The organism is Pseudomonas sp. R11F (assembly GCF_050312575.1).
Lineage (GTDB): Bacteria > Pseudomonadota > Gammaproteobacteria > Pseudomonadales > Pseudomonadaceae > Aquipseudomonas > Aquipseudomonas palleroniana.
This window is the reverse complement of sequence record NZ_JBNPJU010000079.1, coordinates 1-17,076: the sequence shown is the minus strand read 5'-3', so window position 1 is coordinate 17,076 and position 17,076 is coordinate 1. Positions and strand designations below refer to the sequence as shown.

General features: G+C 62.5%; 14 protein-coding genes. 8 read left to right on the top strand and 6 right to left on the bottom strand.

The features are described 5' to 3' along the window. Positions 1-140: 140 nt before the first annotated feature. The gene (gene hrpB, locus ACQRBV_RS26785) at positions 141-2,648 is read right to left on the bottom strand and encodes an ATP-dependent helicase HrpB (RefSeq protein ID WP_411985815.1); all 2,508 of its coding nucleotides are present in this window, start codon (positions 2,646-2,648) and stop codon (positions 141-143) included. 253 nt (positions 2,649-2,901) lie between these two features. On the opposite strand from hrpB, the gene ACQRBV_RS26780 reads away from it, so the two are divergent. Together ACQRBV_RS26780 and ACQRBV_RS26775 are read left to right on the top strand one after the other, a co-directional pair. Beyond that, positions 2,902-3,321 carry a hypothetical protein gene (locus tag ACQRBV_RS26780; RefSeq protein ID WP_060754700.1) on the top strand — a complete coding sequence of 140 codons (420 nt, stop codon included), beginning with the start codon at positions 2,902-2,904 and terminating at the stop codon, positions 3,319-3,321. 9 nt (positions 3,322-3,330) lie between these two features. Further along, entirely contained in the window at positions 3,331-4,224 is an 894-nt protein-coding gene (locus tag ACQRBV_RS26775; RefSeq protein WP_411985816.1) for a cation diffusion facilitator family transporter, read from the top strand. On the opposite strand, the gene ACQRBV_RS26770 is transcribed toward ACQRBV_RS26775, so the two are convergent. Then, complete coding sequence (locus tag ACQRBV_RS26770; RefSeq protein ID WP_104996054.1) at positions 4,221-5,270, bottom strand: DUF6515 family protein; 1,050 nt, start codon at positions 5,268-5,270, stop codon at positions 4,221-4,223. The genes ACQRBV_RS26775 and ACQRBV_RS26770 overlap by 4 nt on opposite strands. Positions 5,271-5,701: 431 nt before the next feature. On the opposite strand from ACQRBV_RS26770, the gene ACQRBV_RS26765 reads away from it, so the two are divergent. Together ACQRBV_RS26765 and ACQRBV_RS26760 are read left to right on the top strand one after the other, a co-directional pair. Continuing rightward, positions 5,702-6,181: an Lrp/AsnC family transcriptional regulator gene (locus ACQRBV_RS26765; protein ID WP_003194418.1), complete on the top strand. Its 480-nt coding sequence runs from the start codon at positions 5,702-5,704 to the stop codon at positions 6,179-6,181. 205 nt (positions 6,182-6,386) lie between these two features. Next, complete coding sequence (locus ACQRBV_RS26760; protein WP_032884769.1) at positions 6,387-6,596, top strand: DUF2788 domain-containing protein; 210 nt, start codon at positions 6,387-6,389, stop codon at positions 6,594-6,596. Here ACQRBV_RS26760 and ACQRBV_RS26755 read toward each other — a convergent pair. From ACQRBV_RS26755 to ACQRBV_RS26740, 4 genes are all read right to left on the bottom strand, one after another. Next, a complete protein-coding gene (locus tag ACQRBV_RS26755; protein ID WP_090365671.1) occupies positions 6,591-7,226 on the bottom strand; it encodes a pseudouridine synthase in 636 nt (211 codons plus the stop codon). The genes ACQRBV_RS26760 and ACQRBV_RS26755 overlap by 6 nt on opposite strands. A 72-nt stretch (positions 7,227-7,298) precedes the next feature. Further along, positions 7,299-8,771, bottom strand: coding sequence for an AMP nucleosidase (amn, locus tag ACQRBV_RS26750; RefSeq protein ID WP_161548420.1), 1,473 nt, complete (start codon positions 8,769-8,771; stop codon positions 7,299-7,301). A gap of 100 nt (positions 8,772-8,871) precedes the next feature. Continuing rightward, positions 8,872-10,521 (bottom strand): acyl-CoA dehydrogenase family protein, encoded by a 1,650-nt coding sequence (locus ACQRBV_RS26745; protein WP_104996055.1) that lies wholly within the window; start codon positions 10,519-10,521, stop codon positions 8,872-8,874. A gap of 110 nt (positions 10,522-10,631) precedes the next feature. Beyond that, positions 10,632-13,049, bottom strand: a complete 2,418-nt coding sequence (locus ACQRBV_RS26740; RefSeq protein WP_161548421.1) for a hybrid sensor histidine kinase/response regulator — start codon at positions 13,047-13,049, stop codon at positions 10,632-10,634. 287 nt (positions 13,050-13,336) lie between these two features. Here ACQRBV_RS26740 and ACQRBV_RS26735 point away from each other — a divergent pair, with 287 nt between their 5' ends. From ACQRBV_RS26735 to ACQRBV_RS26720, 4 genes are all read left to right on the top strand, one after another. After that, positions 13,337-14,134: a hydroxymethylpyrimidine/phosphomethylpyrimidine kinase gene (locus ACQRBV_RS26735; RefSeq protein WP_060754707.1), complete on the top strand. Its 798-nt coding sequence runs from the start codon at positions 13,337-13,339 to the stop codon at positions 14,132-14,134. A 32-nt stretch (positions 14,135-14,166) separates the two neighbouring features. Next, positions 14,167-14,793: a thiamine phosphate synthase gene (thiE, locus tag ACQRBV_RS26730; RefSeq protein WP_411985817.1), complete on the top strand. Its 627-nt coding sequence runs from the start codon at positions 14,167-14,169 to the stop codon at positions 14,791-14,793. A 30-nt stretch (positions 14,794-14,823) separates the two neighbouring features. After that, positions 14,824-16,107: a glutamate-1-semialdehyde 2,1-aminomutase gene (gene hemL, locus ACQRBV_RS26725; protein WP_161548422.1), complete on the top strand. Its 1,284-nt coding sequence runs from the start codon at positions 14,824-14,826 to the stop codon at positions 16,105-16,107. Between the two features lie 226 nt (positions 16,108-16,333). Further along, positions 16,334-16,888, top strand: a complete 555-nt coding sequence (locus tag ACQRBV_RS26720; RefSeq protein WP_411985818.1) for a tetratricopeptide repeat protein — start codon at positions 16,334-16,336, stop codon at positions 16,886-16,888. Positions 16,889-17,076: the final 188 nt, after the last annotated feature.

The following is a 17,076-nucleotide window of genomic DNA, read 5'->3' as shown; positions in this document are numbered from 1 at the left end:
TAATGACTGTCAGTTAAGGCTTAACGCGGTCATTGTGGGAGGGGGCTTGCTCCCGATAGGCCGCGCAGCGGCCTCAAAAATGGGCCTGCTACGCAGGCCATCGGGAGCAAGCCCCCTCCCACCATTGTTCTTGGTGGTTGCTACTTGCGGGGTTTGATGCGGGCCGTCGCCTCGGCGACCAACGGATCATCCGGCCAGTAATGCTTTGGATAGCGCCCTTTCAAATCCTTCTTCACCTCGGCATAGGTGCTGCGCCAGAAGTTAGCCAGGTCCTGCGTCACCTGCACCGGGCGCCGCGCAGGCGATAACAAGTGCAGCTTCACCACCTGCCGCCCACCGGCAATGCGCGGCGTATCCGCCAACCCGAACAATTCCTGCAGGCGCACCGCCAGGATCGGCGGCTGTTCGCTGTAGTCCAGTCGCACCGACGAACCCGATGGCACCTTCACATGCTGCGGTGCCAGTTCGTCCAGGCGCTGTGGCAGCGGCCAGGGCAGCAGGTTGTGGAGGAAACTGGAGATATCCAGGTTGGAAAAATGACTGAGGCGCGAGACCTTGCCCAAGTACGGCATCAGCCAGTGCTCCAGGCTGGCGAGCAAGGCGCTGTCGCTAAGGTCGGGCCATTCGCTGGTTTTTCCGGCGTCCAGCTGGCGCAGCAGCATGACACGGGCCTGCCATTGGCGCAGCTCCGGGGTCCAGGGCAACAGCGCCAGCCCCTTGCGGCGGATAAGGTTGACCAACGCCTGGCTGCGGGCGGACTCATCCAGGCCGGTCAGGGGCTCGCGGCTGAGCACCAGTTCGCCGACTTTGCGTTGGCGCTCGGCGCGCAGCACGCCTTCGCGCTCGTCCCAATCCAACTGGTCGACGTTGCGCACCTGTTCGGCCAATACCGTATCGAATAGCGCCGGGTCGAAATCCGCCGCGAGGTAGATGCGCTCTTCCCGCTGGCCCTGGCGGCTGCCGAGGTCGGCGATCACCAGCCAAGGTTGTTTCATCAGGCTGTCAGCCTCGGCGAACAGCGCGGCGCGCCCATTGGCCAGGCGGTATTCGGCGCCACCCGGGCGACGTTGTTGCGCGACGCGGTCCGGGTAGGCCAGGGCCAGCAAGGCGCCGAGCCAGCGCGGGTGGTCGGGATCAGCCACCGCCTGAGTCGCCTTGCCGCGCAGATAACCACGGTACTGCCGGGCCAATTGCCTGGCTCTTTGCACACCACCCTGGGTGCCACGTGCGCGCTCTTCGCCGGACAGCAAGGCCAACCGACTGTGCAAATCGGCACCGCCACCGCGCAGGATATCGCGCTCGCCCAACAGGGCAGCCACCTCACAGGCCGTGGCCGCCAAACCCAGGTCCTGCCCACGCAGCAATAAATGAGCGATACGCGGATGCGCCGGCAACTCGGCCATTTTCTGACCGTGCGGGGTCAGCTTGTCGTCCTCCAGCGCGTCCAGGCGTACCAGCAAGTCCTGAGCCTGGGCATAGGCGGCGGTCGGCGGCACATCCAGCCACACCAGTTGCGTCGGGGCCACGCCCCAACGCGCCAGCTGCAAGGCCAGGCCTGCAAGATCCGCCGCGAGGATTTCCGCGCTGCCATACGCCGCCAGACCTTCATGCTGATCCTCGGACCACAACCGATAACACACCCCCGGCTCCAGACGCCCCGCCCGGCCGGCGCGCTGCGTGGCACTGGCGCGGGAGATGCGCTGGGTATCGAGGCGGGTCATGCCGCTGCCGGGGTCGAAACGCGGCACCCGCGCCAACCCGGCGTCGATCACTACGCGCACGCCGTCAATCGTCAAGCTGGTCTCAGCGATGTTGGTAGCCAGTACCACTTTGCGTTTGCCGGCAGGCGCCGGGTCGATGGCGGCGCGTTGGGCGTTGAGGTCCAGTTCGCCGTGCAGCGGACAGAGCAGCACATCATTGCGCTCGCCCAGGGCGTCCGCCAGTTGCTGGTTGACCCGACGAATTTCCGCCTGCCCCGGCAGGAACACCAGCACACTACCGGCTTCGTCCTGCAAGGCCTCAAGGATGGTCTGCAGCACACGCGGCTCGATAAATTCACCGGCCTGATACGGCCGCCCCCAACGCACCTGCACCGGGAACATGCGCCCTTCGCTGCGCAGGATCGGCGCATCCTCCAGCAGGCTCGCCAGGCGTTCACCTTCGAGGGTGGCCGACATCAACAGGATCTTCAGCGGCTGTTCATCACGAAACAGCTCGCGGCCGTTGAGGCTCAGGGCCAGCGCCAGGTCGGCGTCGAGGCTGCGCTCGTGAAATTCGTCGAAGATCAGCAAACCCACGCCCTCCAGTGCCGGATCGTCCTGCAGGCGACGGGTGAGAATGCCTTCGGTGACGACCTCGATACGGGTGTTCGGGCCGACCTTGCTGTCCAGGCGAATGCGATAACCGACGGTTTCACCGACTTTTTCCCCCAACTCGCTGGCCAGGCGTTCGGCCGCGGCGCGGGCGGCCAAGCGTCGAGGCTCGAGCATCAGGATGGTTTGCCCGGCCAGCCACGGCTCGTTCAACAAGGCCAAGGGCACGCGGGTGGTTTTACCGGCGCCGGGCGGCGCTTCCAGCACGGCTTCATGGCGAATCGCCAAGGCGTCACGCAGGGCGGGTAAAACTTCATCAATCGGCAACGAATTCATACTGGCTCCAGAACAGAGCGGCGAGTATAACGGCGAACTGCCGGATGCCGATGATGGTCTCAACAACACCACGGTTCTGGGCTGTCGACGCGGTCAACTGTGGGAGGGGGCTTGCTCCCGATAGCAGTGGGTCAGTAGCCAAGCAGTTGCCTGACACATTGCCATCGGGAGCAAGCCCCCTCCCACACTTGATCATCGTCGCCTGACAAAACTGGCTTATATTCACCCTTAAAACGTGTTCAGGAGAGTTTCCATGCGTATCGCTTCCCGCATCATCGGCGGTGTCCTCGCCGTCACCCTGTTGAGCCAGCTGACCGCCTGCGGTTCGATCTTCTACCCGGACCGCCGTGGCCAGATCGACGGCAAGATCGACCCGGCGATTGCCGTGCTCGACGCCGTGGGCCTGCTGTTCTATGTAATCCCCGGCCTGATCGCGTTCGGCGTGGACTTCGCCACCGGCGCCATCTACTTCGAACCGGGCAAGACCGCCCAGGTTGACCCGGCAAAACTCCACGAAGCCATTGGCGCAGACGGCAAAGTCGACAACGCCAAGCTGCAAACCATCATCCAGAAAGAAACCGGGCGCAGCCTGCCACTTGATGACCCGCGCCTGATCCAGTTCAAGGGCAGCGTGCAACAACTGGCCGCCCTGGGCCTGCAACCCGCTGCCTAAGGATCGTCCATGACCAGCAGTCCTGAACACGCCAGGCTCCTGCGCCTGGCCACCCGCGCTTCAGTGGGCGTGGCCTCTGCGCTGATTATCACCAAGGCGATCGCCTGGTGGTTCAGCGGCTCGGTGAGCATGCTCGCCGGGTTGACCGACTCGCTGCTCGATGGCGTGACCTCGCTGCTGAATTTGCTCGCCGTGCATTACGCGCTGCGCCCGGCCGATGACGACCACCGTTATGGGCACGGCAAGGCGGAATCGCTGTCGGGCATGGCCCAGGCGCTGTTTATCGCCGGCAGCGCGGTGTTGATCGCGTTCCAGGCGTACCAGCGCTTGCAGCATCCGGAACCCGTCGGCGCGCCGTGGTTGAGCATCGGGGTGATCGTCTTTTCGCTGTTGATGACGGTGGCGCTGCTGATGCTGCAACACCGGGTCATCCGTGAAACCGGCTCCAACGCGGTGCGCGCCGACTCGCTGCACTATCGCTCGGACTTGATGCTCAACGGCAGCATCCTGGTGGCGCTGGTGTTGGCGGGTTTTGGTTACCATCAGGTCGACGCCTGGTTCGGCCTGGGCATTGCCGCCTACATCTTGTGGAGCGCCATCCAGATCGCCCGGGAGAGCTTTGCGGTATTGATGGACGAGGAACTGCCAGTGGACGTGAGCCAGCACATGCTGGAACTGGCCCGTGGCGTTCCCGGTGTATTGGGCGCGCACGATTTGCGCACGCGAATCTCCGGCAGCCACTGGTTCGTGCAGTTGCATCTGGAATTGCCGGGGGAATTGACGCTGTCAGTCGCCCATGGCATCAGCGATCAAGCCGCCGACGCCATTCACCAAGCCTACCCGCGTGCCGAAGTGCTGGTGCACGCCGACCCGCGGGAAGTGGTCACGGGCAATAAAACCTAATACTGCACCTGATAACCGCGACTGCTCAGGCAGTTGCCCTGGGCCTGACGGTAGGTTTGCACCACCGCAGGCGCCGGGGCGTAGGTCACCGCCTGCGGATCAAAACCGCTTTGCTGCACCGCCCAGCGATAGCAGTCATAACCATCCTGTTGCACCTGGCCCGGTGACTGGCCGTTGGCAGGATAGGCCACCACGTCATAACCATTGCCCTGTGGCGCCGGCGGCGGTGTCGGCACTTGGGTCGGCGGTTGCACCACCACGTACTGCTGGGTGCTGCTTTCGTAGGTGTAATAAGCGCCGGCCGCGAGGAAGAACAGCGCACTGCCCACCCACACTTCCCGTGCGTAATCCGGCAGGTATTGCACGCGGATACCGTACGGCGGCGTTACCACCACATAACGCGGGCCTTGCGGGCGATACCAATAGCCACCGGAGTAGAAATAATCCTGGCCACGGTAGGGCACGCGGTAATTACGCTCGGGGAAACGGTCGACGACATAGCCCGGTCGGTATTGCGGGCCTGGGCCCCAGCCGTTGCCGTGCCCATCGGGGCGGCCTGGCCAGCGGTGGTCATCGGGGCGGCCATTGTTGAAACCGCCGCCGGGACGCGGCCCGGGGCCATTACCCGGTTGCCAATGCGGATTGCCGTCATTACGCCGTGGGATGTCCTGGTAGTAACCCTGGCGCGGCTCCTGGGTTTGCCGAACGGTGTCCGGGCGCCCCTGGATCGGCAGGTTATTCGCAGGCTGCGGCGCTGGCCGAGGAGGTTCGGCGCCTTGCGGCCGGCCTTGCCACTGCCCGTGCCCCTGCTGCTCGCCACGCTCGAAATGCTCGTTTTGCGGGCGCGGCGCATTGTTCTCGAAATGTTGATTCTGTGGACGGGGCTGGTTGTTTTGCGGGCGGGGCGGTTCGTTGCCCTGCCGCCCACCCTCCGGCCCTCTTTCATGTTGGCCGCCGCCTTCAGAACGGGGGTCATCAGCCATCACTTGCGCGCTGACGGTGACCATCAGCAAACCTACACCTGCCAAACGCCAGATGCGTTTCATGCTATTCCTCACTGCGGATTAGGGCCTGGATACCCGGCCTCATACATGAGACTGGAAAAGCCTCACCCGGTTCTGAGACAGGTTATCAGTCACGAGAACAATTTTCTCAAGGCAAAGAAAAAGGGGCGACCCGTCGGCCACCCCTTGAGAATTTTGTCCTGGCTCAACGCTTTTGACGTTGGCTCACCTCACGCCGTCTGGTAGACAGTGTGCAGCCTGGAGGCCGGCTCAACCCTGCTGGGGCGGCGGCCGCAGCGTGCCTGATTGGGCTCGCTGGGAGTGGACTGTTGTCCAGGCGGTGATTCTGTTGATAACGATACCCGCGTGTGCCCGACAGATGATTGCGAAGATTGCGTCAATAAACAGTGCTTGCGCAATTTTTAACCCTTCATAGATAATTCACCGCAATAGTTACGACAAAGGCCAACCCAATGAGCAAGCTTGACCGATACGACCTGAGTATTTTGGCGGAATTGCAGCGCGACGCGAGGATCTCCAATCAGGAGTTGGCCGAGCGCATCGGCCTGTCACCGTCGCCCTGCTCTCGCCGAGTCAAGCAATTGGAAGACGACGGCTACATTGCCCGCCAGGTCGCCTTGCTCGACCGCAAGATGCTGGGCCTGAGCCTCACAGCCTATGTATTGATCGGCATGGACCGTCACACGCCAGAGCGTTTCGAGAACTTCGAAGCGGCCATCCGCACCCTGCCCCAAGTGCTGGAATGCAGCCTGGTGACCGGGATGGATGCGGACTATCAGTTGAAAGTCGTGGTGCCGGATATGGACCACTATCAAAAATTGCTGCTGGGCCACCTGACCCGCATCGAAGGCGTGACCAGCGTGCGGTCGAGCTTTGTGCTGAACCAGGTGTTGAACAGCACCGAACTGCCCCTGACCCACCTGCGCACCTGACCCCAGGACCAATCGCGATCCAATGTGGAAGGGGGCTTGCTCCCGATGGCAGTGTGTCAGTTGATGCATCCAGTGAATGACACTCCGCTATCGGGAGCAAGCCCCCTCCCACAGTTGGAACGGACTTCGATCCAGGTCAATATTGCGTCAGTAGCGCTGCCGTATACTCGCCGCCTTCACTGTCGGAAAAATCCCCATGAACAACATCGACCCCGCCCTGTTTGAAGAATGGATGATGACCGGCCTGGTCACTGTCCTGATTATTTTCATGGGCTTTATCGTCTGGGACCTCGCGAAGAAGTCCAAAGCTGGCCGCTTTGGCTCGTTCATCCTGTTTTTCGTACTGGGGCTGGGCGTGGCGGCGTTCATCATCAAAAGCGTGGTGATCGGCCTGATCGAATCCGGCGCCCTATAAACGCGCCGGCACTTCCTTCCACTGGCCTTGATCCAGGCCATCGATCGACCAGCCGCCAATGCGTACCCGCACCAGGCGCAAGGTCGGCAACCCAACCGCCGCCGTCATGCGCCGCACCTGGCGGTTGCGGCCTTCGCGAATCACCAACTCCAGCCACGACGTCGGCACGCTTTTGCGAAAGCGTACCGGTGGGTTGCGCGGCCACAACTGGGGCTCATCCAATTGGCGCGCTTCGGCGGGCAGGGTCATGCCGTCGTTAAGCTCCACGCCGTCACGCAGGCGTTGCAACTGCTCTGGTGTCGGCTCGCCTTCGACTTGCACCCAGTAGGTTTTCGCCAGCTTATGCTTGGGATCGGCAATCCGCGCCTGCAGTTGCCCATCGTTGGTCAGCAACAACAACCCCTCGCTGTCACGGTCCAGGCGACCGGCCGGGTAGATACCGGGGATGTCGATAAAGTCCTTGAGGGTCGCACGCCCACCTTCGTCGCTGAACTGGGTCAGTACATCGAACGGCTTATTGAACAGGATCAGCTTCGGCTCGGCCGGGGGCGCCTTGGCGACACGCCGCGCAGCGGAATACGGAGGTTTCACGCCAGGACGGCGCGAATCGGGGCGAGTGGGACGGGACATGGCAAAAAGAACATCTAACGGTCAGGACCGACAATGCTAGTGGCCTGACCGCTAAATGACCATCCCAACCGCTTAGCGGAACGGTGGTTCGTCGAAGCTGCGCAGTTTGCGCGAGTGCAGCGAGTTGAGCTCGGTGCGCAACAGGTCGACCGCCTCGATGCCGATCTTCAAGTGCTGGCTGACCGCACGCTCATAGAACGCGTTGGCCGAACCTGGCAGCTTGATCTCACTGTGCAACGGTTTGTCCGACACACACAGCAAGGTGCCGTAAGGCACGCGCAAGCGGTAACCCTGGGCGGCAATGGTGCCGCTTTCCATGTCCACCGCCACGGCGCGGGACAGGTTGATCAGCGGCCGTTCCTGGGCCCAACGCAGTTCCCAGTTGCGGTCGTCGTAGGTCAGCACGGTGCCGGTGCGCAGGCGCTTTTTCAGCTCTTCGCCCTTCTCGCCGGTGACATTCGCCGCGGCCTGCTGCAGCGCCAGTTGCACTTCGGCCAGGGCCGGGATCGGAATGTTCGGCGGCACGACGCGGTCCAGAATCCCGTCGCGGCGCATATAGGCGTGGGCCAGTACGTAGTCGCCGATGGTCTGGGATTGGCGCAGGCCGCCGCAGTGGCCGATCATCAGCCAGCAATGGGGGCGCAGCACAGCCAGGTGGTCGGTGATGTTCTTGGCGTTGGACGGGCCGACGCCAATGTTCACCAGGGTCACACCGTGGCCGTCAGCGGCCTGCAAGTGGTAGGCCGGCATCTGATAGCGGTGCCAGACCACACCGGCGGCAATCGCCGAGGCTTCGCCGTGATCCATGCTCTTGTCGATCACCACGTTGCCCGGCAGCACCATGCGGATAAAGCGCGGATCGCTGCGCAGTTGCTCCAGGCCATGCACGATGAACTGGTCAACATAGCGATGGTAGTTGGTCAGCAGAATCCACGGCTGCACATGGCGCCAGTCGCTACCGGTGTAGTGCACCAGGCGACGCAGGGAAAAGTCCACGCGGGCCGCATCGAACAGTGCCAGAGGCAGCGGGTCGGTGTTTTCCCAATCGTAGAGGCCATCGGCAATGCCGTCGGTGGCGGCGGACAGGTCGGTGCTGGGGAATACGCGAGCCAGGGTCGCGGCGGTAACGCCGGAGCCGGCCAGTTCGTCGCCCTGCTCCACCACGTATGGGTAAGGAATGTTCTGCTGGCTGACGCCCACTTCTACCGTCACGGTGAAGTCGTGCATCAGCGGCACCAGTTGCTCCAGCAGATACTTACGGAACGCCGCAGGATGGGTGACGGTAACGCTGTAGGTTCCCGGCAGTTGGACCTTGGCATATGCCCGGGTGGTCTGTGGGACTTCACCGTGGCAATGGTAGGTCAGGCGCAGTTCCGGGTAGCGAAACAGTGCGCGCTGTTCGGCGTCGGGTTCGACGCGGTTCTTGAGGTATTGCTTGAGAGCCTGATTGAGCGCCCCGGTAGCACGCTCATGCAGAGCCGCCAGCCGGTCCACGGCTTCTTCAGCGGTTTGAACGACAACAAAAGCTTCGGTCACGGTAAGCATCCTGTGTTCTGACTTGCAGGCCTTTATCTTGCCTGTATCCCTGCTGGACGGAAACCAAGGATTGAAATGCGTGCAAAATGTGTGGGCTTGACCGAGCGCATCAAAGGGCTGGCGTGGAACGCGCAACAATCGCCTCGACTTCCACCCCTCGCGGCAAGGTGCCATACACGCGGCCGGACGATGCCCCCAGCCGGCTGGCGATAAACCCGTCACTGACCGCCGCATTCCCCGCTTCCAGCAACAGCTTTGCCTGTAAGGCCAGGGCGATATCCTCGGTCAGTTGCCGTGCGCGGTACTGGATATCCTGGGTGTCCATGAACGCCGTCTTCAACTGTTCGATATGCCGCGCCAGTTGTTTATCGCCGTGACCGCTGCCCAGTTCGACGAACAGCGCCTCCAGCACACCCGGCTCTTTGGACAACGCCCGCAGCACGTCCAGGCACTGCACATTGCCCGAACCTTCCCACGTCGAATTCACCGGTGCCTCACGGTACAGACGCGGCAGGATGCTGTCCTCCACATACCCGGCGCCGCCCATACACTCGGCCGCTTCGTTGATCATCGCCGGCGCACGCTTGCAGATCCAATATTTGCCCACCGCCGTGACCAGCCGGGCGAACTTGGCTTCCTGCTCGTCAGCGAGATGGTCCAATGCCCGCCCCATGCGCAGGCTCAATGCCAGGGAGGCTTCGCTCTCCAGGGCCAGGTCGGCCAGTACGTTTTGCATCAGCGGTTGCTCGCTGAGCACGCGGCCGCCGACCGAGCGATGGGCGCAATGATGGCTGGCCTGGGTCAGCGCCTGGCGCATCAGGGCACTGGAGCCGACCATGCAATCGAAGCGAGTCATGGCGACCATCTCGATGATGGTCGGCACGCCACGCCCCTCTTCGCCGATCATCCAGGCCAGGGCGCCGCGAAACTCCACTTCGCTGGACGCATTGGAGCAGTTGCCGAGTTTGTTTTTCAGGCGCTGGATGTAGAACTCGTTGCGCGTGTCATCCGGGCGGTGCCTGGGCAGCAGGAAACAGGTGAGCCCCTTGTCGGTCTGGGCCAGGGTCAGGAACGCGTCGCACATCGGTGCCGAGCAGAACCACTTGTGCCCCACCAGTTCATAGGCTTGCCCGGGGCCGCCCGCGCCCACCGGGTAGGCACGGGTGGTGTTGGCGCGCACATCGGTGCCACCCTGCTTCTCGGTCATGGCCATGCCGATGGTGGCACCGCCCTTGTGCGCGATGCCGACGTTGCGCGGATCGTATTGGGTGTTGAGCACTTTGGGCAGCCAGGTCTGCGCCAGGTCTGGCTGCAGGCGCAGCGCCGGCACGCAGGCGAAGGTCATGGTCAGCGGGCAGCCGGTACCGGCTTCGGCCTGGCTGTGCAGGTAGGTCATCGCAGCGCGGGCCACATGGGCACCGGGCTGCGGATGGGCCCAGGGCAGCGACGGCAGGCCATGTTCGACGGCGGTGCGCATCAGTTCATGATAAGCCGGGTGAAATTCAACCAGGTCAATGCGATGACCATAGCGGTCATGGCTGTTGAACACCGGCTTGTTCTGGTTGGCCAGGAACCCGGCTTCCATCAACGGACCACCGGCCAGCGCACCGTAAGCATCGATACGTGTCTGCGCCCAGCCGGCGCCGAAACGCCGCGACCATTCTTGCAGGGGCAAGTCGACGCGGTAGAGGTTGGTACCGTCCAGGGAGGGCGGCTGGTTGGTGACGTCGTGGGTTTCGGCGAACGAATGCAGGTTCATGGCGGGCCTCCTGAAATAAAGGCCACGTCGATCAAGGCGGTTTACAGGAACGAGCTTGCTCGCTGCTGCACGCTGCCTACCGGTAGGGCCGAAGTTTCAGTTAAGCACCGTCATCGGCCTTTAAAAAGTGGCATAAACGCCGAATGTCCGGCGCTTTCGCCCTCTACCGAGCACAGCACACGCCGCTCCAGCACCGCCTGCAAAGCGTCGAAGCGCACGGGTTTTGACAGGCGGTCGCTGACGCCGACACCGTGGCAACGCTCACGCTCCGGCACCTGCAAAGAGGTACTCAAGGCAATCACCGGCAACTCACCGCACCCCGGCAAGGCACGGATCTGACAGCACAATGAGAAACCACCTTCGGGCACATCCAGCAACACGGCATCGAAGGTTTCGTCTTGCAGGAGCGCCAGGGCTGACGCGCCACTGTCTACGGTTTTCACCCGGTAACCGAGCTTGAGCAACATCCCGCGTACCGCCAGTTGGCCCACGCTGTTGTCGTCCACCAACAGCACCGCGCAATCCTGAGGAGCACGCTGCCTGTCGAGGGCGACTTTCGGTTCAGACGGCACTTTCAGTTCAGACGGCGCCGCGCCGACTTCCATCTCCAACTGGAACCGGCTGCCTTTACGCGGCTCGGAATGATGGGTCAGACGCCCGCCCAGCAACTCGATCAACTGCCGGCAAATCGCCAAGCCAATACCCAGGCCGCCGTATTCGCGGGTGGTCGAACCATCGAGCTGGAAGAAGCGTTGGTACAGCGTGGCCTCGTCCAGAAAGGCGAAGCCCACGCCGGTGTCGGTCACGATAAAGCTCAAGCGCAACCCGCCATCCGCATGTGGCACGCCCACCACGCGCAAGCGCACACTGCCCTCGTGGGTGAACTTGAAGGCATTGTCCAGCAGGCAATCCAGGCACTGAGTGAGTTTGCCCGCGTCACCGATCATGCGGTCCGGCAGTTCATCGGCGATATCGATGGAAAACGCCAGCCCCTTGCTCTGGGCGCTGGCGCTGAACTGCTGGCGCAAAGTATCCAGGGTGCCACGCAGGCTGAATACCTGGGGCTGAGCGGTGAGGCGCCCGGCTTGCAGTTCGGTCAAGGTGAGGATGCCGTTGACCATGCGCATCATGTCCCGCGCCGAGCCGGCAGCCGTTTGCTGGTACTGCGCCAAGTCATCGTCCAGCGGCACGGTGTGCATCAGCTCCAGGGAACCGATCACGCCATTCATCGGCGTGCGCAACTCGTGGGTCAGCGTGGCGAGGAATTCGTCCTTGAGACGGTTGCTGCGGGCCAATTGCTGGTTGAGCACTTCGAGCTTCTGGCTGGCGTCGAAGAGGATCTGCGCCTGTTGCTCACGCATGCCGTTGATGCGATCGGCCAGGGCCAGGGACAGCAACGCCACCTCAATGGCCGAGCCGAGTTGGCTGGCATACATGGTCAGGAACACATTAGGCAGGTAGCCCAGCACCATCATCGTGTTGACCACCCCGCCCAGCAGGAACGCCGACCAGGCAATGATGAAATAACGCGCCATGCGCTGGCCACAGAACCAGGCCTTGATGGCCGTGAAAAAGATGGTCACGGTAAACACCAGCGCCAGGCCGGTCGCCAGGCGCAAGGCCAGTGCATAGCTGGTCAGCAGCGCCAGCACCATCACCACCGCGCCGCAGGCCGCCAACGCCAGCAACAGACGATCAAGCCAGCGGCTGTGCTGCGCCGTGTGCAGGAAGCTGCGTGCGAACAGGCTGCCGAACAGCGCTGCCGAGCCGATCAGGAACGGCACCGCCGCATTCGCCCACCACGGGCTGTTCGGCCAGAAATACTCCATGGCCACGCCATTGACCGCCAGTTGATAGAGGCCGAACGAGGCAATGTAGAGGATGTAATAGAGGTAGCTGGTGTCGCGTACGCTCAAGTAGATGAACAGGTTGTAGACCAGCATTCCCAGCAATACGCCATAAATGGCTCCGAGCACGTAAAGGCGCAGTGGTTGCTGTTCCAGGTAGGCGGTACCGGACCACAGTGTCAGCGGCGCCTGGATCGAACCTTCACTTTGCAGGCGCAGGTAGACGGTTTCCTGCTGGTCGGGCACGAAGTTGAGCTTGAACAGGTAGTTGCTCTGGCGAACCTCACGGCTGGAAAACGGCAGGGCGCTGCCCGTGCGCGCCGTCAGGCGGTAGTGACCGGTGCCGTCCTTCTGGTACAGGTCCACATGGTTGAGCGGCGGATAGGCCAGTTCCAGAAACCAGCCACGCGGGGCGCGGGGGTCTTGGGCGAGATAATGCAGGTCGACCTTGAGCCAGAACACCGAGCGCGAATAGCCGGCATTGAGGGTGGCTTTGTCATGGGTCTTGAACTGGGCAGCGTAAGCCGGGGAACTGACTTCGGCGATGGTGAGGGCATCCGTGGGGTCTTCGAGCACTTGCATGACCCGGCCCAGCGGCAGGCTTCGAGTCTCCTGATCGAAGTCGACGGCGTTGGCGAGCAGCGGCAACCCGCACAACAATAAGATCAGCAAATAGCGCATAGAGCCCCAGCGTGGACTGTCCGGTTATGTCAAAAGCCCCCCATTCCTTTTGAGTAGACGTACACCGGCGATACCGTGAGTTGTTTGAATCCACTCTAGCATAGCCAGTAAAGGCCATTAGACACTATTGAAATAATTTTTTGAAAGCCTCTATCACGAGGCTTTCAGCGCTTTTTCATGGGCTCAGCCAGATCATTGGCGGGGAATATCCAGGTGGTTTTCAAGCCATTAATTCCCCCCACGCCCGACAGCCACGCCAAAAGCGTTTGGTGGTAAGCTCGCGCACCATGAATATCTACAGCTCTCGTCCCGTTGTCCTCTGTCTCTCCGGCCACGACCCCAGTGGTGGCGCCGGCTTGCAGGCAGATATCGAAGCCCTGCTCGCCCAAGGCTGCCATGCGGCCCCGGCCGTCACCGCGTTGACCGTGCAGAACACGGTCAACGTCAGTGATTTCCGCGTGCTCGACCGCGAATGGGTGCTGGCCCAGGCCAATGCCGTGCTCGGCGACTCCGAAGTGGCGGCGGTCAAACTGGGCATGCTGGGTTCCATCGCAATGGTCGACACCGTGGTCGAACTGCTACAGGCGCATCCGCACCTGCCAGTGGTGTGCGACCCGGTGCTGCGCGCCGGCGGTGGTGGCAGCCTGGGCAAGGACGAAGTCGGCTATGCGATGCGTGAGCGCCTGTTGCCGCTGTCGCTGATTGCCACGCCGAACCTGCCTGAAGCGCGCATCCTCGCCGAGTTGCCTGAGGGGACGGCGGACGAATGCGCCGAGAAGCTGTTGCCCTATATCAAGCACCTGCTGATCACCGGCGGCCATGGCGACGAGCACGAAGTGCACAACCGCCTGTACAGCCGTGACGGCAGCCGCCAGACCTTTACCTGCCAGCGCTTGCCCGGCAGTTACCACGGTTCGGGTTGCACGCTGGCCAGTGCGCTGGCCGGCCGCATCGCCCAGGGCGAAGGCTTGGCCAGCGCCGTGCAATCGGCGCTCAACTACACTTGGCGGACCCTGCGCGACGCCGAACAACTCGGCCAGGGCCAGTTCGTGCCGCGCCGGCTGCCGCTGGATTTCTGCTCGTAACTTTTCGTCCTTAAAAGCAAGAGGCCTGCCCGATGAAACTACGTGGCCTGTATGCCATAACCGACAGCCAACTGTTGGCCGGCAAATTCCTCGCCTACGTCGAAGCGGCGTTGGAAGGCGGTGTGAGCCTGTTGCAATACCGCGACAAAAGCAGCGACGAAGCACGGCGCCTGCGCGAAGCCGAGAAGTTGCGAGAGCTGTGCTCGCGCTACAAGACCCAGCTGATTATCAATGATGACGCCGAATTGGCCGCACGCCTGGGCGTCGGCGTGCATCTGGGCCAGACCGACGGCCCGCTGACCCCTGCCCGCGCCCTGCTGGGCTCCAAGGCGATTATCGGCGCCACCTGCCACAGCCAGATCGAACTGGCGGAGCAGGCCGCCAGGGAAGGCGCAAGCTACGTCGCTTTCGGCCGTTTCTTCAATTCCAATACCAAGCCTGGCGCCCCCGCTGCCACCGTCGAAATGCTCGCCCAGGCCCGCACCCGGTTGCAGTTGCCGATCTGCGTAATCGGCGGCATCACCCTGGAAAACGCCGAACCACTGGTGGACCACGGTGCCGACCTGCTGGCCGTGGTGCATGGCCTGTTCGGTACCGACAGCACCCAGGAAGTCACGCGCCGCGCCCGCGCATTCAACGACCTTCTGCGCCTTAAATAGACAACACACCTGAATTCAGAGAGCCCCGACATGTCCCGTTCCGAAACGCTGTTTGCCAATGCCCAGAAACACATCCCCGGCGGTGTGAACTCCCCCGTGCGTGCGTTCAAGAGCGTGGGCGGCACGCCACTGTTCTTCAAGCATGCCGAAGGCGCCTACGTCACCGACGAAGATGACAAACGCTATGTGGATTACGTGGGTTCCTGGGGCCCGATGATCCTCGGCCACAGCCACCCGGACGTACTCGACGCCGTGCGCAAGCAACTGGAACACGGCCTGTCCTATGGCGCGCCGACCGCCATGGAGACCGAGATGGCCGACCTGGTGTGTGCCATCGTGCCATCCATGGAGATGGTGCGCATGGTCAGCTCGGGCACCGAAGCCACCATGAGCGCGATCCGCCTGGCCCGTGGCTTTACCGGCCGCGACAGCATCATCAAGTTCGAAGGCTGCTACCACGGCCACTCCGACAGCTTGCTGGTGAAAGCCGGTTCCGGCCTGCTGACCCAAGGTGTGCCAAGCTCGGCCGGCGTACCGGCGGCGTTCGCCAAACACACCCTGACCCTGCCGTTCAACGACATCGCCGCCGTCGAGCAGATGCTCAATGAAGTCGGCCAAGACGTGGCGTGCATCATCGTCGAACCGGTGGCCGGCAACATGAACTGCGTACCACCGGCGCCAGGCTTCCTCGAAGGCTTGCGCGAACAGTGCGACAAACATGGTGTGGTGCTGATCTTTGATGAAGTGATGACCGGTTTCCGAGTCGCGCTCGGCGGCGCCCAGGCCTACTACGGCGTCACGCCGGACTTGAGCACCTTCGGCAAGATCATTGGTGGCGGCATGCCAGTAGGCTGCTTCGGCGGCAAACGCGAAATCATGCAGCACATCGCACCGTTGGGCCCGGTGTACCAGGCCGGCACCTTGTCGGGTAACCCGTTGGCGATGGCGGCCGGCCTGACCACCCTGCGCCTGATCAGCCGCCCAGGCTTCCACGCCGAGCTGACCGACTACACCACGCGCCTGCTGGACGGCCTGCAACTGCGCGCCGATGCCGCGGGCATCCCGTTTGTCACCACTCAGGCGGGCGGCATGTTCGGCCTGTACTTCAGCGGTGCCGACGACATCGTCACCTTCGATGACGTCATGGGCAGCGATGCCGACCTGTTCAAACGCTTCTTCCACCTGATGCTGGAAGGCGGTGTGTACCTGGCACCGAGCGCCTTTGAAGCCGGCTTCACTTCGATCGCCCATGGCGAAGCCGAGCTGAAACTGACCCTGGATGCTGCCGAGCGTGCCTTCGCCGCGTTGAAATAACAGCGACAACACGTCAGGCGTTGCCTTGGGCGACGCCTGATTTACTACTTTGCCTACAGATTTTTCCTAGTTTTTTCGAGAATCTCCCTGCAATCCGGCAGATAACTTGCCCTCGCAGCAGAAAATCGAGTAAAGACTTTGTAAGCAGGGGCCTGCTTATTTCATAATGCGCGCTCATTGGACTCCCCGAGGGTCCGCGCGCCCCGTCAGAGGTAAGTCGATTCCCATGAAACGCACCGGCCGCACCCTGGTACTGGGCTGCCTGTTGCTCCTTCAGCCGCTGCTGGCACATGCACAAGCAGGCGGCAACTCGTTGTTAATCCCAGCGATGGGTCGTTGCACCCTCAATACACAGCCAGACAGCCAGGCCGAAGCCCTGAGCGCGTGCCAGAAACAGGCCGACGACGGTGATGCGCAGGCGCAATACGAGTTGGGTGAGTATTACCACGACAGTAAAAACCCGGCCCGCGACCTCAACAAAGCCTTGAGCTACTTCGAGAAAGCCTCGTTGCAGGGCCACGCCCAGGCGCAATTCCAGCTGGGCACCATGTTCTTCAAGGGCGAAGGCGTACCGGCCAATAACGTCCAGGCGTATATCGTGCTGAAAATGGCCGCGGTCAACGGCGCCGAAGACGCGCTGGACACCGCCGACGAAGTCGCCGAACACATGCAGCGTGATGAGTTGGAAGTAGCCACCCAAGTGCTGGGCCAGATCTTCCGCAATTACCTGCAGGAATTGCAGAGTGCCGATGGGCGCTCGCCCTTCTCCCCCCTCCCCTGATCAGAACCTGTAGTGAGCGGGCTTGCCGCTCTGGGTGGCAAAGCCGCCCCAACAAGTACGCCACGGTGCTTCAGAAAAACCGAGGTGGCCGGTTTTGGGGCGGCTTCGCCACCCAGCGCGGGTGTAGAACCGTAGACATCGTTTACATCTGAAACCGGGGACATCGTTTACACATTTGAAGCTTGGAC

Coding starts and splice junctions, on each gene's coding strand:
- ACQRBV_RS26720 (WP_411985818.1), top strand. CDS start 16,334: ATGAAACGCACCGGCCGCACCCTGGTACTGGGCTGCCTGTTGCTCCTT.
- ACQRBV_RS26755 (WP_090365671.1), bottom strand. CDS start 7,226: ATGTCCCGTCCCACTCGCCCCGATTCGCGCCGTCCTGGCGTGAAACCT.
- hrpB (WP_411985815.1), bottom strand. CDS start 2,648: ATGAATTCGTTGCCGATTGATGAAGTTTTACCCGCCCTGCGTGACGCC.
- ACQRBV_RS26745 (WP_104996055.1), bottom strand. CDS start 10,521: ATGAACCTGCATTCGTTCGCCGAAACCCACGACGTCACCAACCAGCCG.
- ACQRBV_RS26735 (WP_060754707.1), top strand. CDS start 13,337: ATGAATATCTACAGCTCTCGTCCCGTTGTCCTCTGTCTCTCCGGCCAC.
- ACQRBV_RS26780 (WP_060754700.1), top strand. CDS start 2,902: ATGCGTATCGCTTCCCGCATCATCGGCGGTGTCCTCGCCGTCACCCTG.
- amn (WP_161548420.1), bottom strand. CDS start 8,771: ATGCTTACCGTGACCGAAGCTTTTGTTGTCGTTCAAACCGCTGAAGAA.
- ACQRBV_RS26775 (WP_411985816.1), top strand. CDS start 3,331: ATGACCAGCAGTCCTGAACACGCCAGGCTCCTGCGCCTGGCCACCCGC.
- thiE (WP_411985817.1), top strand. CDS start 14,167: ATGAAACTACGTGGCCTGTATGCCATAACCGACAGCCAACTGTTGGCC.
- ACQRBV_RS26770 (WP_104996054.1), bottom strand. CDS start 5,270: ATGAAACGCATCTGGCGTTTGGCAGGTGTAGGTTTGCTGATGGTCACC.
- ACQRBV_RS26740 (WP_161548421.1), bottom strand. CDS start 13,049: ATGCGCTATTTGCTGATCTTATTGTTGTGCGGGTTGCCGCTGCTCGCC.
- ACQRBV_RS26765 (WP_003194418.1), top strand. CDS start 5,702: ATGAGCAAGCTTGACCGATACGACCTGAGTATTTTGGCGGAATTGCAG.
- hemL (WP_161548422.1), top strand. CDS start 14,824: ATGTCCCGTTCCGAAACGCTGTTTGCCAATGCCCAGAAACACATCCCC.